This window comes from Streptomyces sp. NPDC058751 (genome assembly GCF_042746485.1).
Taxonomy (GTDB): Bacteria; Actinomycetota; Actinomycetes; order Streptomycetales; family Streptomycetaceae; genus Streptomyces.
Genome location: NZ_JBHYPZ010000009.1, coordinates 1 through 18,105, shown reverse-complemented (window position 1 = coordinate 18,105; position 18,105 = coordinate 1). Strand labels below are relative to the sequence as shown.

9 protein-coding genes and 3 pseudogenes are annotated in these 18,105 nt (G+C 70.9%); 5 read left to right on the top strand and 7 right to left on the bottom strand.

The annotated features are described in order from the left end of the window. Positions 1-91: 91 nt before the first annotated feature. Positions 92-367, bottom strand: coding sequence for a hypothetical protein (locus ACFW6B_RS11035; RefSeq protein WP_386594368.1), 276 nt, complete (start codon positions 365-367; stop codon positions 92-94). Positions 368-1,369: 1,002 nt separating this feature from the next. On the opposite strand from ACFW6B_RS11035, the pseudogene ACFW6B_RS11030 reads away from it, so the two are divergent. After that, a pseudogene (locus ACFW6B_RS11030) lies at positions 1,370-1,828 on the top strand (glutamine synthetase); the annotation flags it as partial. A gap of 47 nt (positions 1,829-1,875) precedes the next feature. On the opposite strand, the pseudogene ACFW6B_RS11025 reads toward ACFW6B_RS11030, so the two are convergent. Further along, positions 1,876-2,661, bottom strand: a pseudogene (locus ACFW6B_RS11025) (type III PLP-dependent enzyme); the annotation flags it as partial. An 838-nt stretch (positions 2,662-3,499) separates the two neighbouring features. On the opposite strand from ACFW6B_RS11025, the gene ACFW6B_RS11020 reads away from it, so the two are divergent. Next, positions 3,500-4,675: an acyl-CoA dehydrogenase family protein gene (locus tag ACFW6B_RS11020; RefSeq protein ID WP_386594366.1), complete on the top strand. Its 1,176-nt coding sequence runs from the start codon at positions 3,500-3,502 to the stop codon at positions 4,673-4,675. Positions 4,676-4,954: 279 nt separating this feature from the next. On the opposite strand, the gene ACFW6B_RS11015 is transcribed toward ACFW6B_RS11020, so the two are convergent. The 4 genes from ACFW6B_RS11015 to ACFW6B_RS11000 form a co-directional block, all read right to left on the bottom strand. Next, positions 4,955-7,213, bottom strand: a complete 2,259-nt coding sequence (locus tag ACFW6B_RS11015) for an ATP-binding cassette domain-containing protein (protein WP_386594365.1) — start codon at positions 7,211-7,213, stop codon at positions 4,955-4,957. Between the two features lie 231 nt (positions 7,214-7,444). Beyond that, positions 7,445-7,780: a DUF5132 domain-containing protein gene (locus tag ACFW6B_RS11010; RefSeq protein ID WP_386594362.1), complete on the bottom strand. Its 336-nt coding sequence runs from the start codon at positions 7,778-7,780 to the stop codon at positions 7,445-7,447. Positions 7,781-8,258: 478 nt separating this feature from the next. Continuing rightward, positions 8,259-8,876, bottom strand: coding sequence for a TetR/AcrR family transcriptional regulator (locus ACFW6B_RS11005; protein ID WP_386594359.1), 618 nt, complete (start codon positions 8,874-8,876; stop codon positions 8,259-8,261). A 243-nt stretch (positions 8,877-9,119) separates the two neighbouring features. Further along, the gene (locus ACFW6B_RS11000; RefSeq protein WP_386594357.1) at positions 9,120-10,109 is read right to left on the bottom strand and encodes a DsbA family protein; all 990 of its coding nucleotides are present in this window, start codon (positions 10,107-10,109) and stop codon (positions 9,120-9,122) included. A gap of 526 nt (positions 10,110-10,635) precedes the next feature. Between ACFW6B_RS11000 and ACFW6B_RS10995 the strand changes: the two genes are divergently transcribed. Both ACFW6B_RS10995 and ACFW6B_RS10990 read left to right on the top strand, forming a co-directional pair. Further along, a complete protein-coding gene (locus tag ACFW6B_RS10995) occupies positions 10,636-15,195 on the top strand; it encodes a HEAT repeat domain-containing protein (protein WP_386594354.1) in 4,560 nt (1,519 codons plus the stop codon). A 723-nt stretch (positions 15,196-15,918) separates the two neighbouring features. Continuing rightward, positions 15,919-16,053 (top strand): annotated as a pseudogene (locus tag ACFW6B_RS10990) (transposase); the annotation flags it as partial. Between the two features lie 272 nt (positions 16,054-16,325). On the opposite strand, the gene ACFW6B_RS10985 reads toward ACFW6B_RS10990, so the two are convergent. After that, positions 16,326-17,336 carry an ArsR/SmtB family transcription factor gene (locus ACFW6B_RS10985; protein WP_386594352.1) on the bottom strand — a complete coding sequence of 337 codons (1,011 nt, stop codon included), beginning with the start codon at positions 17,334-17,336 and terminating at the stop codon, positions 16,326-16,328. A 147-nt stretch (positions 17,337-17,483) separates the two neighbouring features. On the opposite strand from ACFW6B_RS10985, the gene ACFW6B_RS10980 reads away from it, so the two are divergent. Beyond that, entirely contained in the window at positions 17,484-18,014 is a 531-nt protein-coding gene (locus ACFW6B_RS10980) for a peptidoglycan-binding protein (RefSeq protein ID WP_386594350.1), read from the top strand. Positions 18,015-18,105 lie beyond the last annotated feature (91 nt).

Genomic DNA, 18,105 nt, shown 5'->3' with positions numbered 1-18,105 from the left:
GGGGGGAGGAGCGGGGGCGGTGCACGCCCGGACGCGTCGACCGGGGTGGTGTCGCACGGTCGGCGGTCGGGAGGGGGTGCGGCAGCTGCGGTCAGGCGGCGGGTCCGCCGGTCCGGAGCCGCCGGAGGGACGTGGGGAGTCCGTACCGGGCGAGGAGTTCGTCGTGGGTGCGCCGGACGGCGGCCCCGGTCTCGTCGGCCACGGCGGAGGTGGCCTCGCCGAGGGCAACGACAGGCGCGTCCTTTCCGTCTTCATCGGGGATCGCGACCGGCGTGTTCTCGATGACCGCGCGCGCCGGCGCGATCCGCTGCCGTCGGCCGCCGCAGAGGGGGGTGCCGCGTTCACCGAGCAGCACGCTGCCGGGCACCGGGTCGACATCCCGGAACCGACGGCCCGGGGTGACCGAGCGTGGACTCGCATCCAATTCCACGGAACGGAATCCGACCGCGGCACCCAGTAGCGATAACATGTGTATGATCACCTGTTTTGCAAAAGTCACGGGTTTTGCGAAAGTCATGGGTTTTACGAAGGTCGCGGATGCTCCACCGACGGGCGCGACGGAATTCGGCACACGACGGATTACCGCGACGGAGTGGAAATTCCAGAAGAGGACGGAGACACGACCGAAAGGCCCACGGCCGACCACCGCCAGGAATCGCCTTCCGAGGCCGACCCGGAAGACGCGCCCGGACAGCGGGCCGAGTCGCCGGTCAGGGCGTCACCGCACCCTCCCGGCACCGACGGTCGCGCGGCTCTTCGGACAGGAACGGCGGAACGACGGGCGCATGGTGCTCCGAACCTCTCTACGCAGACGTATGACAGGAGACCCAGGGCACTGCGAACCCCGGAGTACGCACAGCAGGAAAGGCGGAAGCACCCGTTTCCGGAATCCTCGATCACCGTGCCGGCCTCTCCGCCGGATCGAATTCCTCGTCCATGAGGTACGCCGTCCGCTCCTCGATCACCGTAGTCCAGTCATGCCCATCCAGGCCAAACCGCATCGGAGGGTTTCACTCGTGCGAGTGCTATCCGCGTTCCAGGCCGTTACGTATTTTCGGCGGGAACACCCGCCGAGCGAATTGCTTTTCCAATTTACCTATTACCGGTGACCGCCTTCACGGACGGGTGAACTCCCAGCTCGCCGCCGACGGAATCGACGGGGTGGTGTTCGGCTGGGTCGACAACGCTCGCCGCCCAGGCCCGGCCGGGCCTGGGCCCCGGCCGACCGCTACACCCAGGACGGCACCCCGCACCCCGGCCGCCAGCGGGGCTTGGCCCGCCGGGTCACCGAGGCCGTCGAACGGCGCGGGCTCTCGGTGCGAGCCGGGATCGAGGTCGAGTGGGTGGCGGCCGACGCCGCCGGGACCCCATGACGGTCGGTCCCGCGTTCGGGATGACCCGCTTCGTCGAGCACTCCGACTACGTGCGGGACGTGCTGCGCGCCCTCACCGCTCAGGGGCTGACCGTGCTCCAGCTCCACCCCGAGTACGCCGCCGGGCAGTTCGAGGTCTCGGTCGCCGCCGAGGGTCCGGTCGAGGCGTCCGGCACCACGATGCTGGTGCGCCACACCGTCCGTACCGTCTCCGCCCGGCACGGCCTGCGGGTCTCGTACGCACCCGTCTTCACCGAGGGCTCGATCGGCAACGACGGCCATCTGCACCTCGGCCTCTGGCGGCAGGACCAGAACCTCGGGCGCGGCGGCCCTGGCCGCCACGGGCTGCACCCCGGGGCCGAGCAGTTCCTCGCGGGCGTACTGGCCGAGCTGCCCGCCCTGCTCGCCCTCGGTGCGCCCGGCGTCGCCTCCTACCTGCGGCTGGTCCCCTCCCGCTTCGCCGAGGCCTACCACTGCTGGGGCCTGGAGAACCGTGAGGCGGCGCTGACGGCGCGCAGCCGTTCCATGCCCTCGCGGATCACCACGAACATCTTGTCCAGCGGTGGTTCCAGCGGCCGGCCGCGCCGGTCGAGGACGCCGAGGGCGGGCAGTCCGCCACCGAGGTCGATCCGGTCCGGGGTGATGCCGCGCCGGTCGAGCGCCTCCAGGACGGCGGCCAGCGAGTCGATCGCCGCGGCCCAGGCCTCGGCGGTCATCTGCTGCGAGCCGACGTGCACGGACAGTCCTGAGGGCACCAGCCCGGCGGTGCGGGCGGCGCCGAGCACCCGCAGGGCGTCCTCGGGCGAGCAGCCGAACTTGCGGCCGAGACCCCACGGCGCGCCCTCGCCGGTGGTCGCGATCCGGCAGAAGACCCGGGAACCGGGGGCGTGTTCGGCGATCGCGGCGACGTCCTCCAGGCAGTCGGTGGCGAAGTCACGCACGCCCAGCCGGTGGGCCTCGGCGATGTTGCGGTCGGACTTGACGGTGTTGCCGTAGTGGATCAGCCCAGGGGCGACCCCGGTGCGCAGCGCCTGGGCGATCTCCTGCGGGCTCGCCGCGTCGAAGCCGGAGCCGAGCCGGGCGAGGTGGCCGAGCACCTCGTCCACCGGACATGCCTTCATCGCGAACCGGACGGCGACTCCGGGCAGTTCGGCGCACAGGGCGGCGTACTGGCGGCCGATGCCGTCCAGGTCGTAGACGACGGTGTCCTCGACGGCGGCGGCGAGCGCGGCGCGCAGGGCGGGGTGGTCGTGCCGGTCGGGGAGAGAGGCGGTGGATGCTGCGTACATGGCGGCCGACGCGGTCGGGGCACGGTGGCCGGTTCTGCCGTGGCCGGCCGTCCAGCGCTGTTCGGCGCTCTGGCGCATGTCGGTGGTCTGAGGCCTCACGTATGAACTCCCGGTCCGACTGGATGGATGATGCCGAGGGCTTGCCGGCCCGCACGAGACGAAGCGAGGGAGTCCAGAGGCCGGCTGTGACGCCTGACCTGGACTCCCTCCCAGCCGCACTTCATGCACTTCCGGGGACTGCTCCCGCACCTGCCGCGCACCCCCGCACGGCCTGTCCGCCGCCCGGACCTCCAGGGCCCGGCTCACCCCCGAACGCCTCAGGACCTCGCACGAGGCGGAGCGGTGGTCCGAGCCCCCCCGTCGCCCGGCGCGGCCGGGCGGTCGCGGCGGCGCCCCGAGCCACGCTCGACGTGCAGAACCACCCGAACGACGTCGGTGTGATCGTTTACGGCCTTGACGATCAAGCACCACCGGCCACTGTCACTGCCGACGGCGACTGCACTCGATCGAGGGGTGGCCCGGGTAAGAGAACACAGGCCGTCCACCAGCCCACTAGACTCACCTGAACCACCCCATGGACAGGGAAAAGCCAAAGTGCTGCTGGAGTACCGAGCAGCAGTAGGCGGCTGACCGGCATGTGAGGTCACCAGCCTTGCGCTGAAAGCGCAGACCCCGTTCCAGGGCCGCCACCGGCCGCCTTCGGAGGCTCCCGGCCGGCAGGAAACCGACTCCCCCGCCCCAAACGTTTCGATGTCTGCCCGCGAAGGGCACCCCCTTGCGGTGCCTCGGCGCGCAGACGTCTCCGAACGACATTTCGCCCCGACAACGGGAAGGTGCCATGAGCGCGCGTCGTCTGCTGCCGAACGAGGAGTCCCTCGACCTCATCAGGCTGGTCCGGAAGCTTGCGTCCGACGAGCTCGCGTCGCGGGTGGATGCCGACGAGGCGAACGAGGCGTTCCCGCGTGACGTCTTCAGGCTTCTCGGACGGGTCGGCCTGCTCGGTCTGCCGTACTCCGAGGCGTACGGTGGCGGCGGCCTGTCCTACGAGGTGTACCTGCAGGTCGTGGAAGAGATCGCGTCCGTGTGGGCTTCGGTCGGTGTGGGTGTCTCCGTGCACGTGCTGTCGTGCTTCGGTCTGGCGACGGCGGGTACCGAGGAGCAGAAGCGGGAGTGGCTGCCCGCGATGCTCGGTGGCGAACTGCTGGGCGCCTACTGCCTCTCGGAACCGCACGCGGGCTCGGACCCGGCCGCGATGCGGACCCGGGCCCGTCCGGACGGCGATCACTACGTCCTGAACGGCGCGAAGGCCTGGACGACCCATGGCGGCCACGCGGACTACTACAAGGTCATGGCCCGTACCTCGGAGGACCGCACGGGCATCTCGTGCTTCATGATCCCGGCCGGCACCGAGGGCATCACCTTTGACGCGCACGAACGGAAGATGGGCCTGACCGGGTCGACGACGGCGACCATGGTGCTCCGGGACGTCCGTGTCCCCGTCGAACGGCGCATCGGTGCCGAGGGCGGCGGCCTGCGTATCGCTCTCGCGAGCCTGGATTCCGGCCGTCTCGGTATCGCGGCCGTCGCGGTCGGCCTCGCCCAGGGCGCTCTCGACCACGCGATCGCCTACGCACGCGACCGGGAGACGTTCGGATCGCGCATCATCGACCACCAGGGAGTCGCGTTCCTGCTGGCCGACATGGAGGCCGCGGTCGTTTCGGCGCGTACCGCGACCCTCCACGCCGCCCGGTTGAAGGACGCGGGACTGCCGTTCAGCCGTGAGGCGTCGGTCGCGAAGCTCGTCGCGACCGACAACGCGATGCGGGTCACCACCGACGCGGTGCAGGTGCTCGGCGGGGTCGGCTACACGCGGGAGTTCCCGGTCGAGCGGTACATGCGTGAGGCCAAGGTGACTCAGATCTTCGAAGGCACGAACCAGATCCAGCGCATGATCATCGGACGGTCGCTCGCCAGGTCCAACAGCGGTGATCTCGCCCTGGCCCCCTGGATCTGACGCGGAACGCGGGCTGCTCCCTCCGTGCGGAGCAGGTCGTCCGACGGCCGCGACACCGGCAGCGGAGCCGAGTCGCCGGCGGTCGGTGTCGTGCGCGCCGGCGGTCGGTGTCGTACGCGTCCGCATGCTCCACCGCCGAACGAGAAAGGCCGTACCCGTCCACCACCAGGCGGTGGTGGACGGGTACAGGAGGCGACGCACCGGCGAGAGACCGGCCGGGGCGAGGCCGAGGGTCGGATCGCGGACGGGTCACACTCTCGGGAGGTACGGCGGCCGCGTTCAGGCGGCGAGTTCACCGGCCTGGAGCTGCCAGAGGGACGCGTAGAGCCCGTGCCGGGCGAGGAGTTCGTCGTGGGTGCCCTGCTCGGCCACGACTCCGCCCTTGTCCATGACGTAGATCCGGTCGGCGTGGCGGACCGTGGAGAGCCGATGGGCGATGATCACCATCGTCCGGTCCTCCGAGAAGACGCGGAGCGTGCTCTGGATGGCGGCCTCGGTCTCGTTGTCCACTGCGGAGGTGGCTTCGTCGAGGATCACGACCGGCGCGTCCTTGAGGATCGCGCGAGCCAGTGCGATCCTCTGCCGCTGACCGCCCGAGAGGGCGGCGCCGCGTTCGCCGATCACCGTGTCGTAGCGGTCCGGCAGGGTCGCGACGAAGGCGTGCGCCTCGGCCTTCACGGCCGCCTCGACCACGGCCTCGTCCGAGGCGGCGAAGCTCCCGTAGCGGATGTTGTCGGCGATGGTGCCGTCGAAGAGGAAGGGGTCCTGGGCGACGAACCCGATCGCGTGGCGCAGATCGTGCCGCGGCAGGTCGCGCACGTCCTGGCCGTCGAGCAGCACGCTGCCGAACTCCGCGTCCTGGAACCGCATCAGCAGCTTGGCGATCGTCGTCTTTCCGGAGCCGGTGGCGCCGACGAGGGCGGTGACCTGCCCGGCGGGAATGGTCAGCGAGAGGTTCTCCAGCGTCGGCTGCCGACCGGGGTAGGCGAAGGTCACGTCGTCGAGGACGATCTCCCCGCGCACCTTCTCTACGTCGAGCGGTCCGCCGGTCCCGTCCGTCTCGACGGGCAGGGCACGCAGCCACCGGACCCGGTCATAGGCGGCGATCGTGCGCTGGTACTGGTCGACGATGCCGCCGAGCCGGTTCATCCGCAGCATCACCATCTGGGGCAGTCCGATCAGCGGGCTGAACACCTCGAACGGCAGACTGCCGTTGAGCACCGACCGGCCGCCGATCAGCAGGGTTCCCGCCATCGAACCGGTCGTGCAGACCCGGACGATCTCGGCGTGACGGATCGTGCTCCGGTCGGTCTGCCGGTTGCTTTCCTGGGCTTCCCCGCTCAGCCGGTCGATGCGCTCGGACTCGTACTCCTCGGTGCAGAAGCTCTTGACGGTGGCGCCGGCCTCCAGCGTGTTCACCAACTGGCTGTGCAGCCTGGCCCGGTGCTCCCCGGAGACGGCGTAGTCGGCCGCGACCTTGTCCTGGTAGTGGAACGACAGCCAGGCGATGACCGGGATGGGCAGGAACGCGATCCAGGCGATCTGCGGTGCCAGCAGCAGGAACAGCGGCACCAGGAAGACCACGCTGGTGCCCAGTTGCAGCAGGTCGTTGGCCGAGGTGGCGAAGTAGGCGCCCAGTTGACGGACGTCGTCGGTGAGCGCGCCGGCGATCCGGGTGGTCCGTTCGCCTTCCAGGTGCCGCAGTTCGAGGTGCTGCACGTGGGCGTACGTCCGGTTGCGCCAGTCGTGCTCGATGTCCTGGCCGAGCCGGCGCCACTGGAGGTTCGAGGAGTAGGAGAGACCGGCCACGGCGGCGCAGGCGAGGGTCACCAGCCCTGCCAGGCCCCATAGTTGGGCGGACGCGGTCGTCAGGCCGAAGCGGACGAGCGGCGCGGCCCTGCCCTTGATGAGGACCAGCGCCGTCCAGCCGAGGAAGGTACCGAGCGCCATCTCCGAGACCTGGCAGGCGACCGACAGGACGGAGGCCCGGCAGAGACGCCGCCGGTGCGGTCCGACGATCTCCAGCAGGGGATGTCGTTCGGCTCCGGTTCCGGGCAGGCTCCGGGTCGCGTCGACCGTTCTGCGCCATGCCTTTCGGACGACGACCCCGGTCGCCACCGCCACCCCGCCCAGCGCCACCATCTGCTTGCTCAGCGATGTCCCGCGGATCAGGGCGAGTCCGGCCGCCACCCCGCTCCCGACGGCGAGCGCGGGACGTACGACGCTGCGGTCCGCGGCGCGCGGGACCGGCTCGGTGGCGGGCCGTGCCGGGGCCGGACGCCCCGCTCCGGCCGAGCCCTCCATGACCAGGGCGACGGCCCTGCCGACGAGCCTGCCGATGTCCGCCGCCTTCACCCGCGCGTCGTGCCGGACGAGGAGCCGGCCGGTGACCGAACTGGCCTGCGCCTCGGTGATCCCGGGAATTCGCCGCAGGAGCACGGCGAGGATTTCGGCCGCCTGCGGCCGTCCGAGAACCGGCTCGACGTCCCAGCGCTGGCGGCCCGGGACAACCGAGCGCGGGCGAATTCCCACATCCATGGAACGATACCCGACTGCGGAATCCAGCAGAGATGGCATGTTTACGATCACCCGTTAAGGAGGTCGCAAATGCCGTCACGAGCACGACGGGTCAATGCGACGGAGCGGAAATTTCAAAGAGAGCGCTGAAATAGGTGGGGCTGTGGCCGGCTGCACCCCGGGCGCGCTCCTTCGAACCCGGCCGGAATGCACGCCCGCCCGGGCGAGGAGCCCGAAATACCGACCGGACCGTCAGGACGTCTTGCCGACGCCGGCGTTCGCACGGATCTTCGGGGTCCTCGCCTCGCCCTCGGGCCGGGCGGCGGTCTCGCCCTTCTCGCCGCCCGGCCCCCTGCTCACGGCAGTCCCCTGAGCGTCACTGGCGGCGACCTGCGCCGCCACCATCTCGGCAGCCACCTCGGCCGCGAGGTCGTGGATGTTCTCCCCGGCCTCATGGGTGGCCTTCTTCACCTCGAGGGCGATGCCCACGGACGTCTTGACGACACCGCGCATCAGCGGCTTGAAGAGACGCTTGGCCAGTGACGCGGCGACGAGGCCGACCAGGAAGGGCGGTACTACGGGGGGCATGATGCTCCATCCTTTCCACGCGCATATATATGACAGGCGCTCCGGAAATTTCGAACTCCAGGGCAGCACACGACCAGGAAGACGGCAGCACCCATTTTCGAGGATTTACGATTGTCCTGCCGGTCCGCATTCCTCGTCGATGGGGTCCAGTACCTGTTCTTCCGTCACCGTAGCGGAGCCACATCCATCGAGGCCAAACCACCTGGTCCGGTTTCACTCATGTGAGTGCTATTGACCTTCCCGGGCAACAAGGATTGCCGTACACGCACCCGCCGGACGATCCACCGGGTGATTTTCCTACCTGCTGAGGAATGCCGGTTCTCGGGCCGCCCGTCACCACGGGACCGGAGACGACGGCTCGCCCCGGCGCGGCCTTCACGGAAAACTCACACGTCGAATGCGGCACCCGGGCCGGTGCCCTGCGAGCAGTTCGCGGGCCGGACCGGTCCGGGCGCCACTGCCCGCGCGTGCGCCGTGGTCACAGCCGGCTCCGGATCAGCGCCCAGGTCAGGTCGGCGGCCGCGGCCACGCTCATGCCGCGCCCGTCTTCACCGTCGAACTCGCCGCGGGTCCAGCGGCCGATGACCGCCAGCATGGCCCCGCCGAGGAAGTGCGCGCGCACCAGCAGCGCCGTCTCGTCGGACGCGCCCGCCGGGGTCTCGGTCAGCAGTTGCTCGAACCACGCCTGTGCCAGCAGGTGTTCGAGGCGGGCGGCGAAGCGTGGACTGCCGTCCTCGCCGAGCATCCTGCGGTAGACGGCGCGATGATGGTCGACCTGGGCGAACAGGCTGATCAGATGCGCCGGAGCGGTGTCGGACAGGGCGTGCGCGTCCGCGGTCAACCGACAGGCCCGGGCCGCCTCGACCACCCCCTCCATCGTCGACTCGGTGGCGTCGAGCAGCAGGTCCTCACGATCCTTGTAGTGCAGGTAGACCGTGGCCCGGTTCACCTCCGCGCGCTGGGCGATGTCGCCCATGGTGATGCTGTCCAGGTCCTTCTCCATCGAGAGGTCCAGGACGGCGGTACGCAGCAGTGCCCTGGTCCGCCGGGCGCGAGGGTCGAGCGAGGTGCCTCGGGTGCTCGGCTTGTTCGACATGGGACCACGGTTCCACACCGCGTGACGCAAATACAACACCCGTTTGTTATGCGACACATGTCGCACGGTCGAACCCTGCGACGAAGACGAGCACGCCCTGGCTGTCGGCCAGGACCCCGCCGAGACACCGACCTCGAGTCGATGCCGCGGCCGAAGACACCGGACCCCCACGGGACGGATCACCAAGGCGTTCGCGGACGCGGGCCTCACCGAGGACGGCACCGGGTGCGGCGTCGGTGGAGGTCAGTGGGCCTTGCCGTACTCGGGATTCATCGCGGCGGCGATCCGCAGGTGCGGCGCGGCCTCCTCCCCGGCCCCCTGGCGCTCCAGGGTCCGGCCCAGCAGCAGCCGGACGTACGGGTCGTCGGGACTCTCCGCCACCAGCGCCTCCAGCCCGCCGCGCGCCCGCGACAGCTGCGCCGAGTGGAAGTGGGCGCGCGCGGCGAGCATCCGTACGCTCCGCTCCTTCGGGTGCTCCGCCATCAGCGGGTCCAGCAGCGTCAGGCAACCCAGCGGATCGCCCTTGTCGAGCAGCGCCTCGGCCAGCCTCAGCCGCTCGACCTCGGCCGGCAACGCACGCTGCGGTTCGGCCACGGCCCGCGCCACGAACCGCGCGATCACACCGGGAGCGTGCGCCCCGGCCAGCGCCTCCCCGCCGATCACCAGGGTCGGCGAGGTCGCCACACCGATCGCCCTGCCCCGCAGCAGGTTCTCCCGCACGTACCCCTCGGCCCCGCCCCCGCCCAGCAGCCGGCCCCCCTCGGCGAACCCGGCCGCCGAGGCGATCTCCTGAAGCGTCTGCGCCCGGCCGATGTCCCTCCGCTCCACGAAGTGGGCCCGCAGCACCCCCTCCACCACGGCGTCCTGGAGGACGGCTCCGCCCCGTTCGTACGCCAGGGCGATCAGCCGGTGCGCGTCATGACTCGACACCCGCCACGCCGCACCCCAGCGCGGCCCGATCCCCTCGGCGGCGGCGATCTCCGAGACCCTGACCCGGTTGTCGGCCACGGACATCCCCGGCGCACAGCCCCGCAGCGCCGCGTCCACCACCGGATCCCGCAGCACCTCCTCCAGCGGCTCCGCCCGGGCGGGCGCCATCGGATCGATCCGGAACGGCCGCCACACCACCTCGACGGGCTCCCCCTCCCACTCCTCCAACGCCGCCGCCAGCCGCCGCTTGCCGATGTACGCCCAGGCGCAGACCACGTCCGCCCACACTTCGATGTGCCTCATACCCCCAAGCTATTCAACACGTGTCGCTTATTCAACACTCGTCGCACATCGCTCGCGAGCACCTGCGCCCAGGCGCCCGCCCACCGCCCTTGACCGTCTCCGAGACTCACCCACCAGGCTCAACCGGCGGTCACAGACCGTATTCTCAACACGGCGGTCGCCAGTACGGTCGGCTCTCCCCCTGGCATGTCCAACGTGCCGTCGTCTCCGCCTCGCCACGGCCACGGTCCCAGGAAACCGACATCGCCTTCCGCAGGCGGAAACCGGCCAAGTCCACAGGGGCACATCCGCCGCCACGCCAAAAGCGTGCGCCGCCAGCGCTTCCCGAACCCGCTCACGTCGAGCCAGAAACCCTTTCTCGGTCACGGAGCCGAGTCAGTAACATCCGACGATGATGACGCCGACAGACAAGCCCTTTCACGATGCGGTACGCCGGGCTGACGTCGACTGGTTGTCCGACCGTCTTGACGCGAAGCTCTGCACGCCGTCCGTTTTCGGACGTCTCATCCGGCACGAGGATCCCCGATTGCGGTACCTGGGGCTGACCCTGCTGGCCGAGCGCGTCACCTCGGACCGGACGGGCGACGAGTCCGAGACGGCCGAACTCGCGGAGCTGCTGCCGGTGTCGGCGGAGGGACCGCCGGAAGCGATGCTCGTCCTGGCGCGACTCTACGAACACCTGGGGCCGTATCTCCGGGGGCGGCCCTGGCCGTCGTGGCGTACGGCCGAGCTGCCGGCACGGGTACGGATCGCTTGGCTGCGCGCCGAACTCCTCAACGAGCCCGCGGTGATCCGGACGGAGTCCGCGGGCGAACCGCTCTACCAGGCCGTACGGGAAACGACCGTCACCTGCGCGCACCGGCCTGCGCAACTCGTGAACGAGTTGGTGAACAGCGGTGACCCGGTACTGCAGGCCGCGGCCCTGCGGTTGGCCCGGCAGGGGCTGCACGCCGGCCTGCTGGCTCCCGCGCTGGTCCGCGGCCACGCGATCAGCCTGCTCGGTGCCGGCAGCGCGACCGTCGTCGGCGCCGCGCTGGGTGAACTCACCGAACCGTGGGCGGCGTTGGACCCCCTGCCGCAGGGACGCCTGTCGCCGTTCCTCGCCGCCGGTTCGGTGGCCGCATGGCCCGAGGTGGCCGATGCCGCACTCACGGCTGCGGCCCGTCACGGGCACGGTGACCTGCTGCGGCAGGTCATCGACGATCCGGATCTGCCGCCGCGTCTTCGCCGGCGCGGCATGGAACTGCTCGGTGACCTGGCGGACCGCGGTGACATCGGCGCATTGACGGCCATCGCCGCACGGGACCCCTTGCTGTTCGGCGGGTCTGCGGTGACCTGCCTGCGCGGACTCCACCGGCGCGGACACTTCCCGGACGGTCCGCACGTCCCGTCCGTCATCGGCCTGGCACTGGCCGATCACTCGATCGCGCCCGACGAGGTCGCGACGATCCTCTTCACCTGCCGACAGGCAATGTTCCGTGTACTGGTGGATGCGCCCGCCGACGATCCGGGCTGGCCGCGGCGCCTCGCCCTGCTGGTGGCCCTGGCCGGGCAGGGAGCAGGCAACCTTCCCATCGGGGACACGATCACACGGATCCTTCCCGCGGCTCCCGCGCCGGGGCCGTTCCTCGACGCGATCCGTTCCCTGCGCCATGCCGATGCCGAAGACGCCGTGATCGCCCTCCTGCCATCGGCGCCCGCAGCGGCCCTGGAGGCTCTGGAGGCCATCGGCGGACACCGGACGATCACAGCGTTGCGGGAAGGACTCGCTCTCGCCACGGACGAGAACACGAGTGTGATCGCCCCCCACCTGCGCGCCGTGCGCAGCCGCGCCCTCGAGGTGCTGTGGCATCTGACCCACGATCCGTCACAGCGGCGTGCCCTCCTCGTCCACCTCGATCCCGCCGATCTGCCGGCCCGCATCGCGGCGGATCTCGGCGGCCCGGACGAGCAGGAACTGGCACTCCTGAGTTCCCACCTGGACCCGGACAAGCCGGTGGCGGCACTGTGCAGACTCGCCGCCCACGGCGGCGCCGGTACCCTGCCGGCCATCGCGGACCTGCTCCTGCGCATCGTGTCCGAGCTGGCCGCGTCCTGGGAGCCGGGCGGAGCCGCCCCGCGACTCGAGAACGGAGAACCGGCCGGGGAGCCCGTGGTACCCCAGGAGATCCTGGACTCCATACGCGGCCTGGGTCGTCGCCTCCACGAGCGGCGGCGTATCAGGCCGTCCTGCCTGCTCGACGCGGCGACCGCCCCCGAAGCCGGAAACGCGCTCGTCGCGACCCTCACGCTGGATCTGCTGGACCGGCCCGGACTGTCCGACGGCGAGCAGGCGATCCTGCTCGAACTCCTGCTCCGTGCCCCCTACGCGCGCGCCCGCGCGCGAACGCACCGCCTGCTGCGGCACCACGACCGGCACGTGCGCAAGCACGTGATCGCGCTGCTCGCCCGCGACGCCACGGGGGACGACGCGCAGGCATTGTCGGCGACCTTGATCGCACTCACCGCCGCCCAGGACATCCAGACCATCCGTCAGGCGCTGCTCGCCCTCGGCCACGCGCGGGCCCGCTGGGCCTCCCCCGCGATCGCCGCATGTCTCGGCCATCCGAACATGAACATCAAAAAAACCGCAGCCGAGGTCCTGGTCCGCGTGGGCACGCCCGCGACGGTACCGGCACTGCTCTCGCTGCTCGGGCGCCACGACAATCCGGGCCTGCGCGGCACGCTCGTCGAAGCGCTGCGCGCCATTCTCGGCGACGCCTACCCGGCGACCCTCCTCGCCGCCGCCGAACGCAGCGAAGACGGCCGCGCCCGCGGACTGCTCCTGGAAGGTCTCGACCGCACACTGCCGACGTGCTCGCTCCTCGCGCTGGACGACCAGGCGGCACGGGTCGCACCGGCCCTGCTCACCCTGGTGGCGACCGGCCGGGTGGGCCTCGCCTCCGGGACGATCGAGGAACTGTCGGCGGCCATGGCCAAGCACCGGATCACCACGCCCGCCTCGCCGCGGCCGGCGGCGGACGCCGCAACAGACGCAGACCTCGACGTCAGGTCACTGACCGCGACGGGATGGAATTCGTCGGTCGCGCTGCGCATCGCCGAAAGGCACGAGCCGCCGCATCCCACCCGGCTGCGAGCACTGCGGCCCATGCTGCCGGACTGGCTTCGCCTGGCCGGCTCCGAACCCGTCGTCCGGGGCCGCGTGCTGCGCCTGACGCTACGGCTCTGCCCTGCACCGTGGACGACCGGGGAACTGACGGCCTTCGCCCGGTCCACCAGGGTCCTGCTCGACGGGCTCGCCGAGGCTCCGACCGAAGACCGGCACGACATCCTCGCGGTACTCGAAGCGGTCGCGCCGACTCTGTCGGCCGTCCGGAAGCAGGCTGTCGCCGACGCGGTACGCGCGCTGCCACCCGCACCCGCAGGAGGCCGGTCCGTGCTGGCACTGCTCCGCAGTCTCGGCGCGGTGCTGGTCCGCGCCGACCTCGAGCGGGCACTCGCTTCGGCCCGGCTGGGCGCCGACCCCTGGCAGGCCGAAACCGCTGTGCTGCGGGACGCGTTCGGCGTCCCGCAGCCCGCTGCGGCCGCCACCGCGCCGACCAGGGCCGAGACCCAGGCATGGAGAACCTCGCTGGAAGCCGCGGTGCGCGCGCCGAGTGCCCTGGAGGAACTCCGTCGATTCCGTGGGCAGCACGACGGTCTTCCAGGCTCCCGGGACCGCCTGACCGTGCTGATCGACGCCTACGCCGCCGCCGGCCCCGAGATCCGCGCCGCCCTCGTCGACTGGATGGCGGCCGTCCAACCCCTCGACGCACCACCCTGGACCATCGCCGAGACCACCCACGCACCGGCGCCACGACCGCGGACCGTGCACATCGACGACCTCGACCAGCCCCGTTCGGCCGCACTGCGAAAACGCCTGCTGGCCATGCTGCAGGCATCCGCCCCGGACCGCCGGCATGCTGCCGCCCTGGCGCTCTCGACCTGGCCCGAGCCCGAGACCCGGCTCCTCGTGCTCCGAGCCTTCCTGCGAGGCCGCATCGACATACCCGTCGATGCCGACCTGGCCCGCACACTGAGCGCCGTCGACGAGACGGAACTCCGCGCCGACGACGTCCTGCACGACAGAGTGGCCCTCACGGCAAGCCGACTCGACCCGTGGGAACTGGAACCGCTGGTCCCACTGCTGCTCGAATGGTGGGAGCACGACCCGCCGTCCGGCAGCTCGGCGGCCGGGCACGCGCTGCGCCGGGTTCCCGCCGACGTGCTGGCGGAGCACCTCGCCGACCGCCTCGACACCGGCGCCTGGGGATTCCTCGACCTGCTCCACGAGCGCTCCCTGTTGCGTACCCCCGCGCTGACGCGGACCTGCCGACGACTGCGAGCCGAAGGACTCGACGACCTCGCGGACCGGCTGTGCCTCGTCGAGGGCCCGCTGCGCCGCCCGGACTCGGCACGGCAGGACGCCGCCGCGCTGGCGGCGCTCCGTGACCGTGCCCCGGCCGCGTCGACAAGAGCTGCACAAGAGCTGTCCCGGCAAGAGCTGTTGAACCTGGCCCATACCGGTGACCCGGTCCGGATACGCCAGGCACTCACGCGACTGGTCGAAAGACACGGCGGCCCGGACGCGGACCGGGACCCCGGCCTGCGGGACCTGATCGGCGAGCTGCTGCAGCATCCCAGGTCCAAGGTCCGCCTGCACGCCCACCGGACTTCGCGGGCGATGCTGGACCGGGAGATCTACCTGCACCACACATCGATCCTGCTGGACGACCCCCAACCGGACCTGGTGCGCACGGCGATCCGGACCCTCTGCCACGCGATGTGGACACCCGCGATCCCCGCCGTGACGGGAATGCTGGAGCACTCCCATCCCGTCGTCCGCAAGGCTGCGGCCGAGGGGCTGACAGCGATGGGCACGCCGGCGATCCCCGCTCTCAGGCATGCCGCCGCCCATGCCCGTCCCGACAAGCGGTCCCTCTACACAGAGGTACTCGAACAGATCACGACCGCCGGAGCGAGGTCTCCGGAGCAACCCGCCGGCCCGCACCGGAATGGACCGCACGGGACAGGCCGGGGCCGGTGACGGGCACTCGCCAGACGATTCCGCGTCTTCGCCCGGACCTTGGGCCGACAACAACTCCCTTACCCCGTACGGGTTTCCGTGAGCTTCCTCCCGGGATGCGGCTGGTCGTGCCGACTTCCGCCGTCGCCGGAGCCGGGCCCGTCGTGAGGGGTGCGGGTATTGAGCGGGAACAGGCGGGGGATGCCGTCGTCGATGGAGGCGTTTCGCCCCAGTACCCCGCATCACCACCGCCCCGCCACCTGGCTCTACCACGACCAGCCCGGTGACCACCTCCTCGAAGGTCGCCCGAGGGGCCGTGACCACTCCGGCGGCCGAAGACGACCGTCCTGGCCCTCCAAGCCGCCGGCCGCGCCAAGTACGCGAGAGGTTGCCCAGTGACCGCCACGCCCCGTCCCAGCCGAACGTCCCGACCACCACCACAGCGACGACGAGGGCCAGGAGGTGGGCGCATGACACCGCCCAGGCGCCGCACCACCGGCGGACGCGGCGCGAGGCGGGTCGAAACGACCGGGACACCGGACCCGGCCCGATCGGCGGGGCCCGGTGTCCCGGGACAGAGACGGACAATACGCGTGGGTCAGTGGAACTTGACGGAGCTGGTCGCGTCATTCAGGGCGTCGAGCGAGCTCTGGTTGCCGGTGCAGCAGGCGTTCGCGCCCTGGAAGTACCCGTGCTCGAAGAGAGTCGCCAGGGTGACATCGGCGGCACGGGCCGCGCCCGGCGTTGCCGAGTACCGGCCACTGCGGAAACGGGATGGTCCACAAGATCCGAACCGGCGTCTCCTGGGGTGATCTGCCGGAACGCCACGGGTCGTGGATGACGGTCCGCACCCGCTTCCGCCGCTACGCGTTGGACGACGTGTCCACCCGGGCACTCCAGCAGATCCAGGCCGGCGCGGACGCTCGTCCGTGCCCACCAGCACGCCGCCACCGGGCGAAAAAGGGGATCCGCCGACCGGACGGACCGGACGATCGCGTCCTCGGTCGGCCCGGGTGTGTCGAGGGGCGGAGTCGACGCCGGACCGCGTACCACCACGGCCGCGCCCGACGACCGTCGCTGTACCGGCGCGTCACTCGGGTACGGGACCTGACACCGCCGGGGAGCCTGGTCCCCGTCATCCGTCTGGCTGATCAAGGGGAGCTCGGACGTGTGGCCTTCGCGCCGTCGCGGTCCCGGCGCAGCAGGGCGGTGCCGAGCGGGGTGAGGGTGTGGAGGACTGCCTGGCCGATCTGTCGGCTGGTTGTCAGTCCAGCCTCCTGGAGTACGGAGGCGTGCCGGCTCGCGGTGGAAGGCGAGACCCCCACGGCGTGGGCGAGCTCTCCGGTGGTCAGGCCGTCCGCGACACACCTGAGGACACGCGCTCGTGTGACTCCGAGGAGTGCCCCGAGGGGCGCTCCCTCATCGTGGCGGGGGTCCTGCGGCACCGGCGCGTGGTTCAGCGGATACGAGAGAACGGGCGGCAGCTCGGCGTTCGCCAGTGCGACCGGGGTGCCCCACAGGAAGTACGTCGGAACGATCCGGAGCCCTCGTCCCCGCAGGTGGAGGTCGCGATCCGTTCTGTAGTCCACTTCGAGGACCGGTTCGCGCCAGCGCATGCGCGGCCCCAGGCTCGACAACACCCCCTCGATCCCGCCGGTCAGCAGCGCGCGTGCGAGAAGGCTCCGGTGCGCGATGACCCCACTGTCCATGCACTCCGTGAAGGGCGCGACCGCGACCGCGTGGTAGCGACGGATCAGGTCGGTGAGCTCCCGCCGCTCGACCGGCCGGCCCAGCCGCAGAGCCCAGGACGGCACGCCGCGCACGCGGTCGAGGAGAGCTATCTCATGGAGCACGTCCTGCCGGGGCAGACGAAGGATGCCGTCAAGGCCCGGCTCAAGACCACCCTCGGACTCCGGGGGCGTCAGGAAGTCGGGCAGGTACGGCCCGAGCGGATACAGGGAGAGCAGCACCTCCCGTACGGGCCGGGCCAGTCCGGCAGCGCCCAGGTCGACACGGACCGTCCGGCGCCAGGCGGCGAACTGACTGCGGCCGGTGCGCGACTGAAGACGGTGAAGTGTCGCGAGCACTTCCCACATCGGGTCAGGCTGCGCGGCGACACGGACGCGAGCGAGATCGACCTCGGTGAAGTGAATACGGAGCACGCGATTCCCCTCGGGGGCCTCCTTGTTTGCACTCAGCCGCAAGAGTGTGTCCCCGCCGACGCGCGCATGCCAAGGTTCCGCAAGGCCAAGTGGCCCCAGTGGCCCGAATCCGACGGTCCACCGTCACCCGAACCAGGAGGAACTCCCGTGACCTCGAAGACATCCAGGCTTGCCGCCTGCACGATCGGTGCCCTGACCGCCACCGTCCTCGCGGTGAGTGCCACCCCGGCGTCCGCGAGCGGTAGCTACAGCGGCCTGGCCTATGTCTACGGCGGGGGAGTCTTCGCCGACGACTGGGACAACGAAGGCATCGTGGACACCACCCACAACAAGCAGTCCAACGCGACCTGCCTGTGGCAGAAGATCCTCTGGGCCGACGGCGAACTCGCCGCTTCCGGTATCGACGGCGACTTCGGGAGCACCACGGCCTCCGCGACAGCGCGGTGGCAGACCAAGTTCCAAGTACCCAGCGACGGCTCGGCCGGAGAGAAGACGTGGACCGCGGCCGGCAATTGGCTGCGCAACTCCGACTACCTGCCGAGCGGCAATACCGTGGCCCTCTACATCGGCACCAGCCATACCATCAGTCTCTCGCGCGACAGCGACGGCTACTACCACTTCACCGACGGCGACGGCAGCGGGCGCATCGCAGGCTACAACTACCGGACCTGCGGCTAGGGCGTGTATCGAAAGTGGCTGGTAGCGGCCTGTGGGGCATGCTCGAGAATCTGGTGCAACTGCTCGCATCGCGGATCTGTGATGCTGTCCG

Excerpts from the sequence above, each read along its gene's own strand:
- ACFW6B_RS11020 (WP_386594366.1), top strand. The coding sequence starts at position 3,500 with ATGAGCGCGCGTCGTCTGCTGCCGAACGAGGAGTCCCTCGACCTCATC.
- ACFW6B_RS11015 (WP_386594365.1), bottom strand. The coding sequence starts at position 7,213 with ATGGATGTGGGAATTCGCCCGCGCTCGGTTGTCCCGGGCCGCCAGCGC.
- ACFW6B_RS11010 (WP_386594362.1), bottom strand. The coding sequence starts at position 7,780 with ATGCCCCCCGTAGTACCGCCCTTCCTGGTCGGCCTCGTCGCCGCGTCA.
- ACFW6B_RS11005 (WP_386594359.1), bottom strand. The coding sequence starts at position 8,876 with ATGTCGAACAAGCCGAGCACCCGAGGCACCTCGCTCGACCCTCGCGCC.
- ACFW6B_RS11000 (WP_386594357.1), bottom strand. The coding sequence starts at position 10,109 with ATGAGGCACATCGAAGTGTGGGCGGACGTGGTCTGCGCCTGGGCGTAC.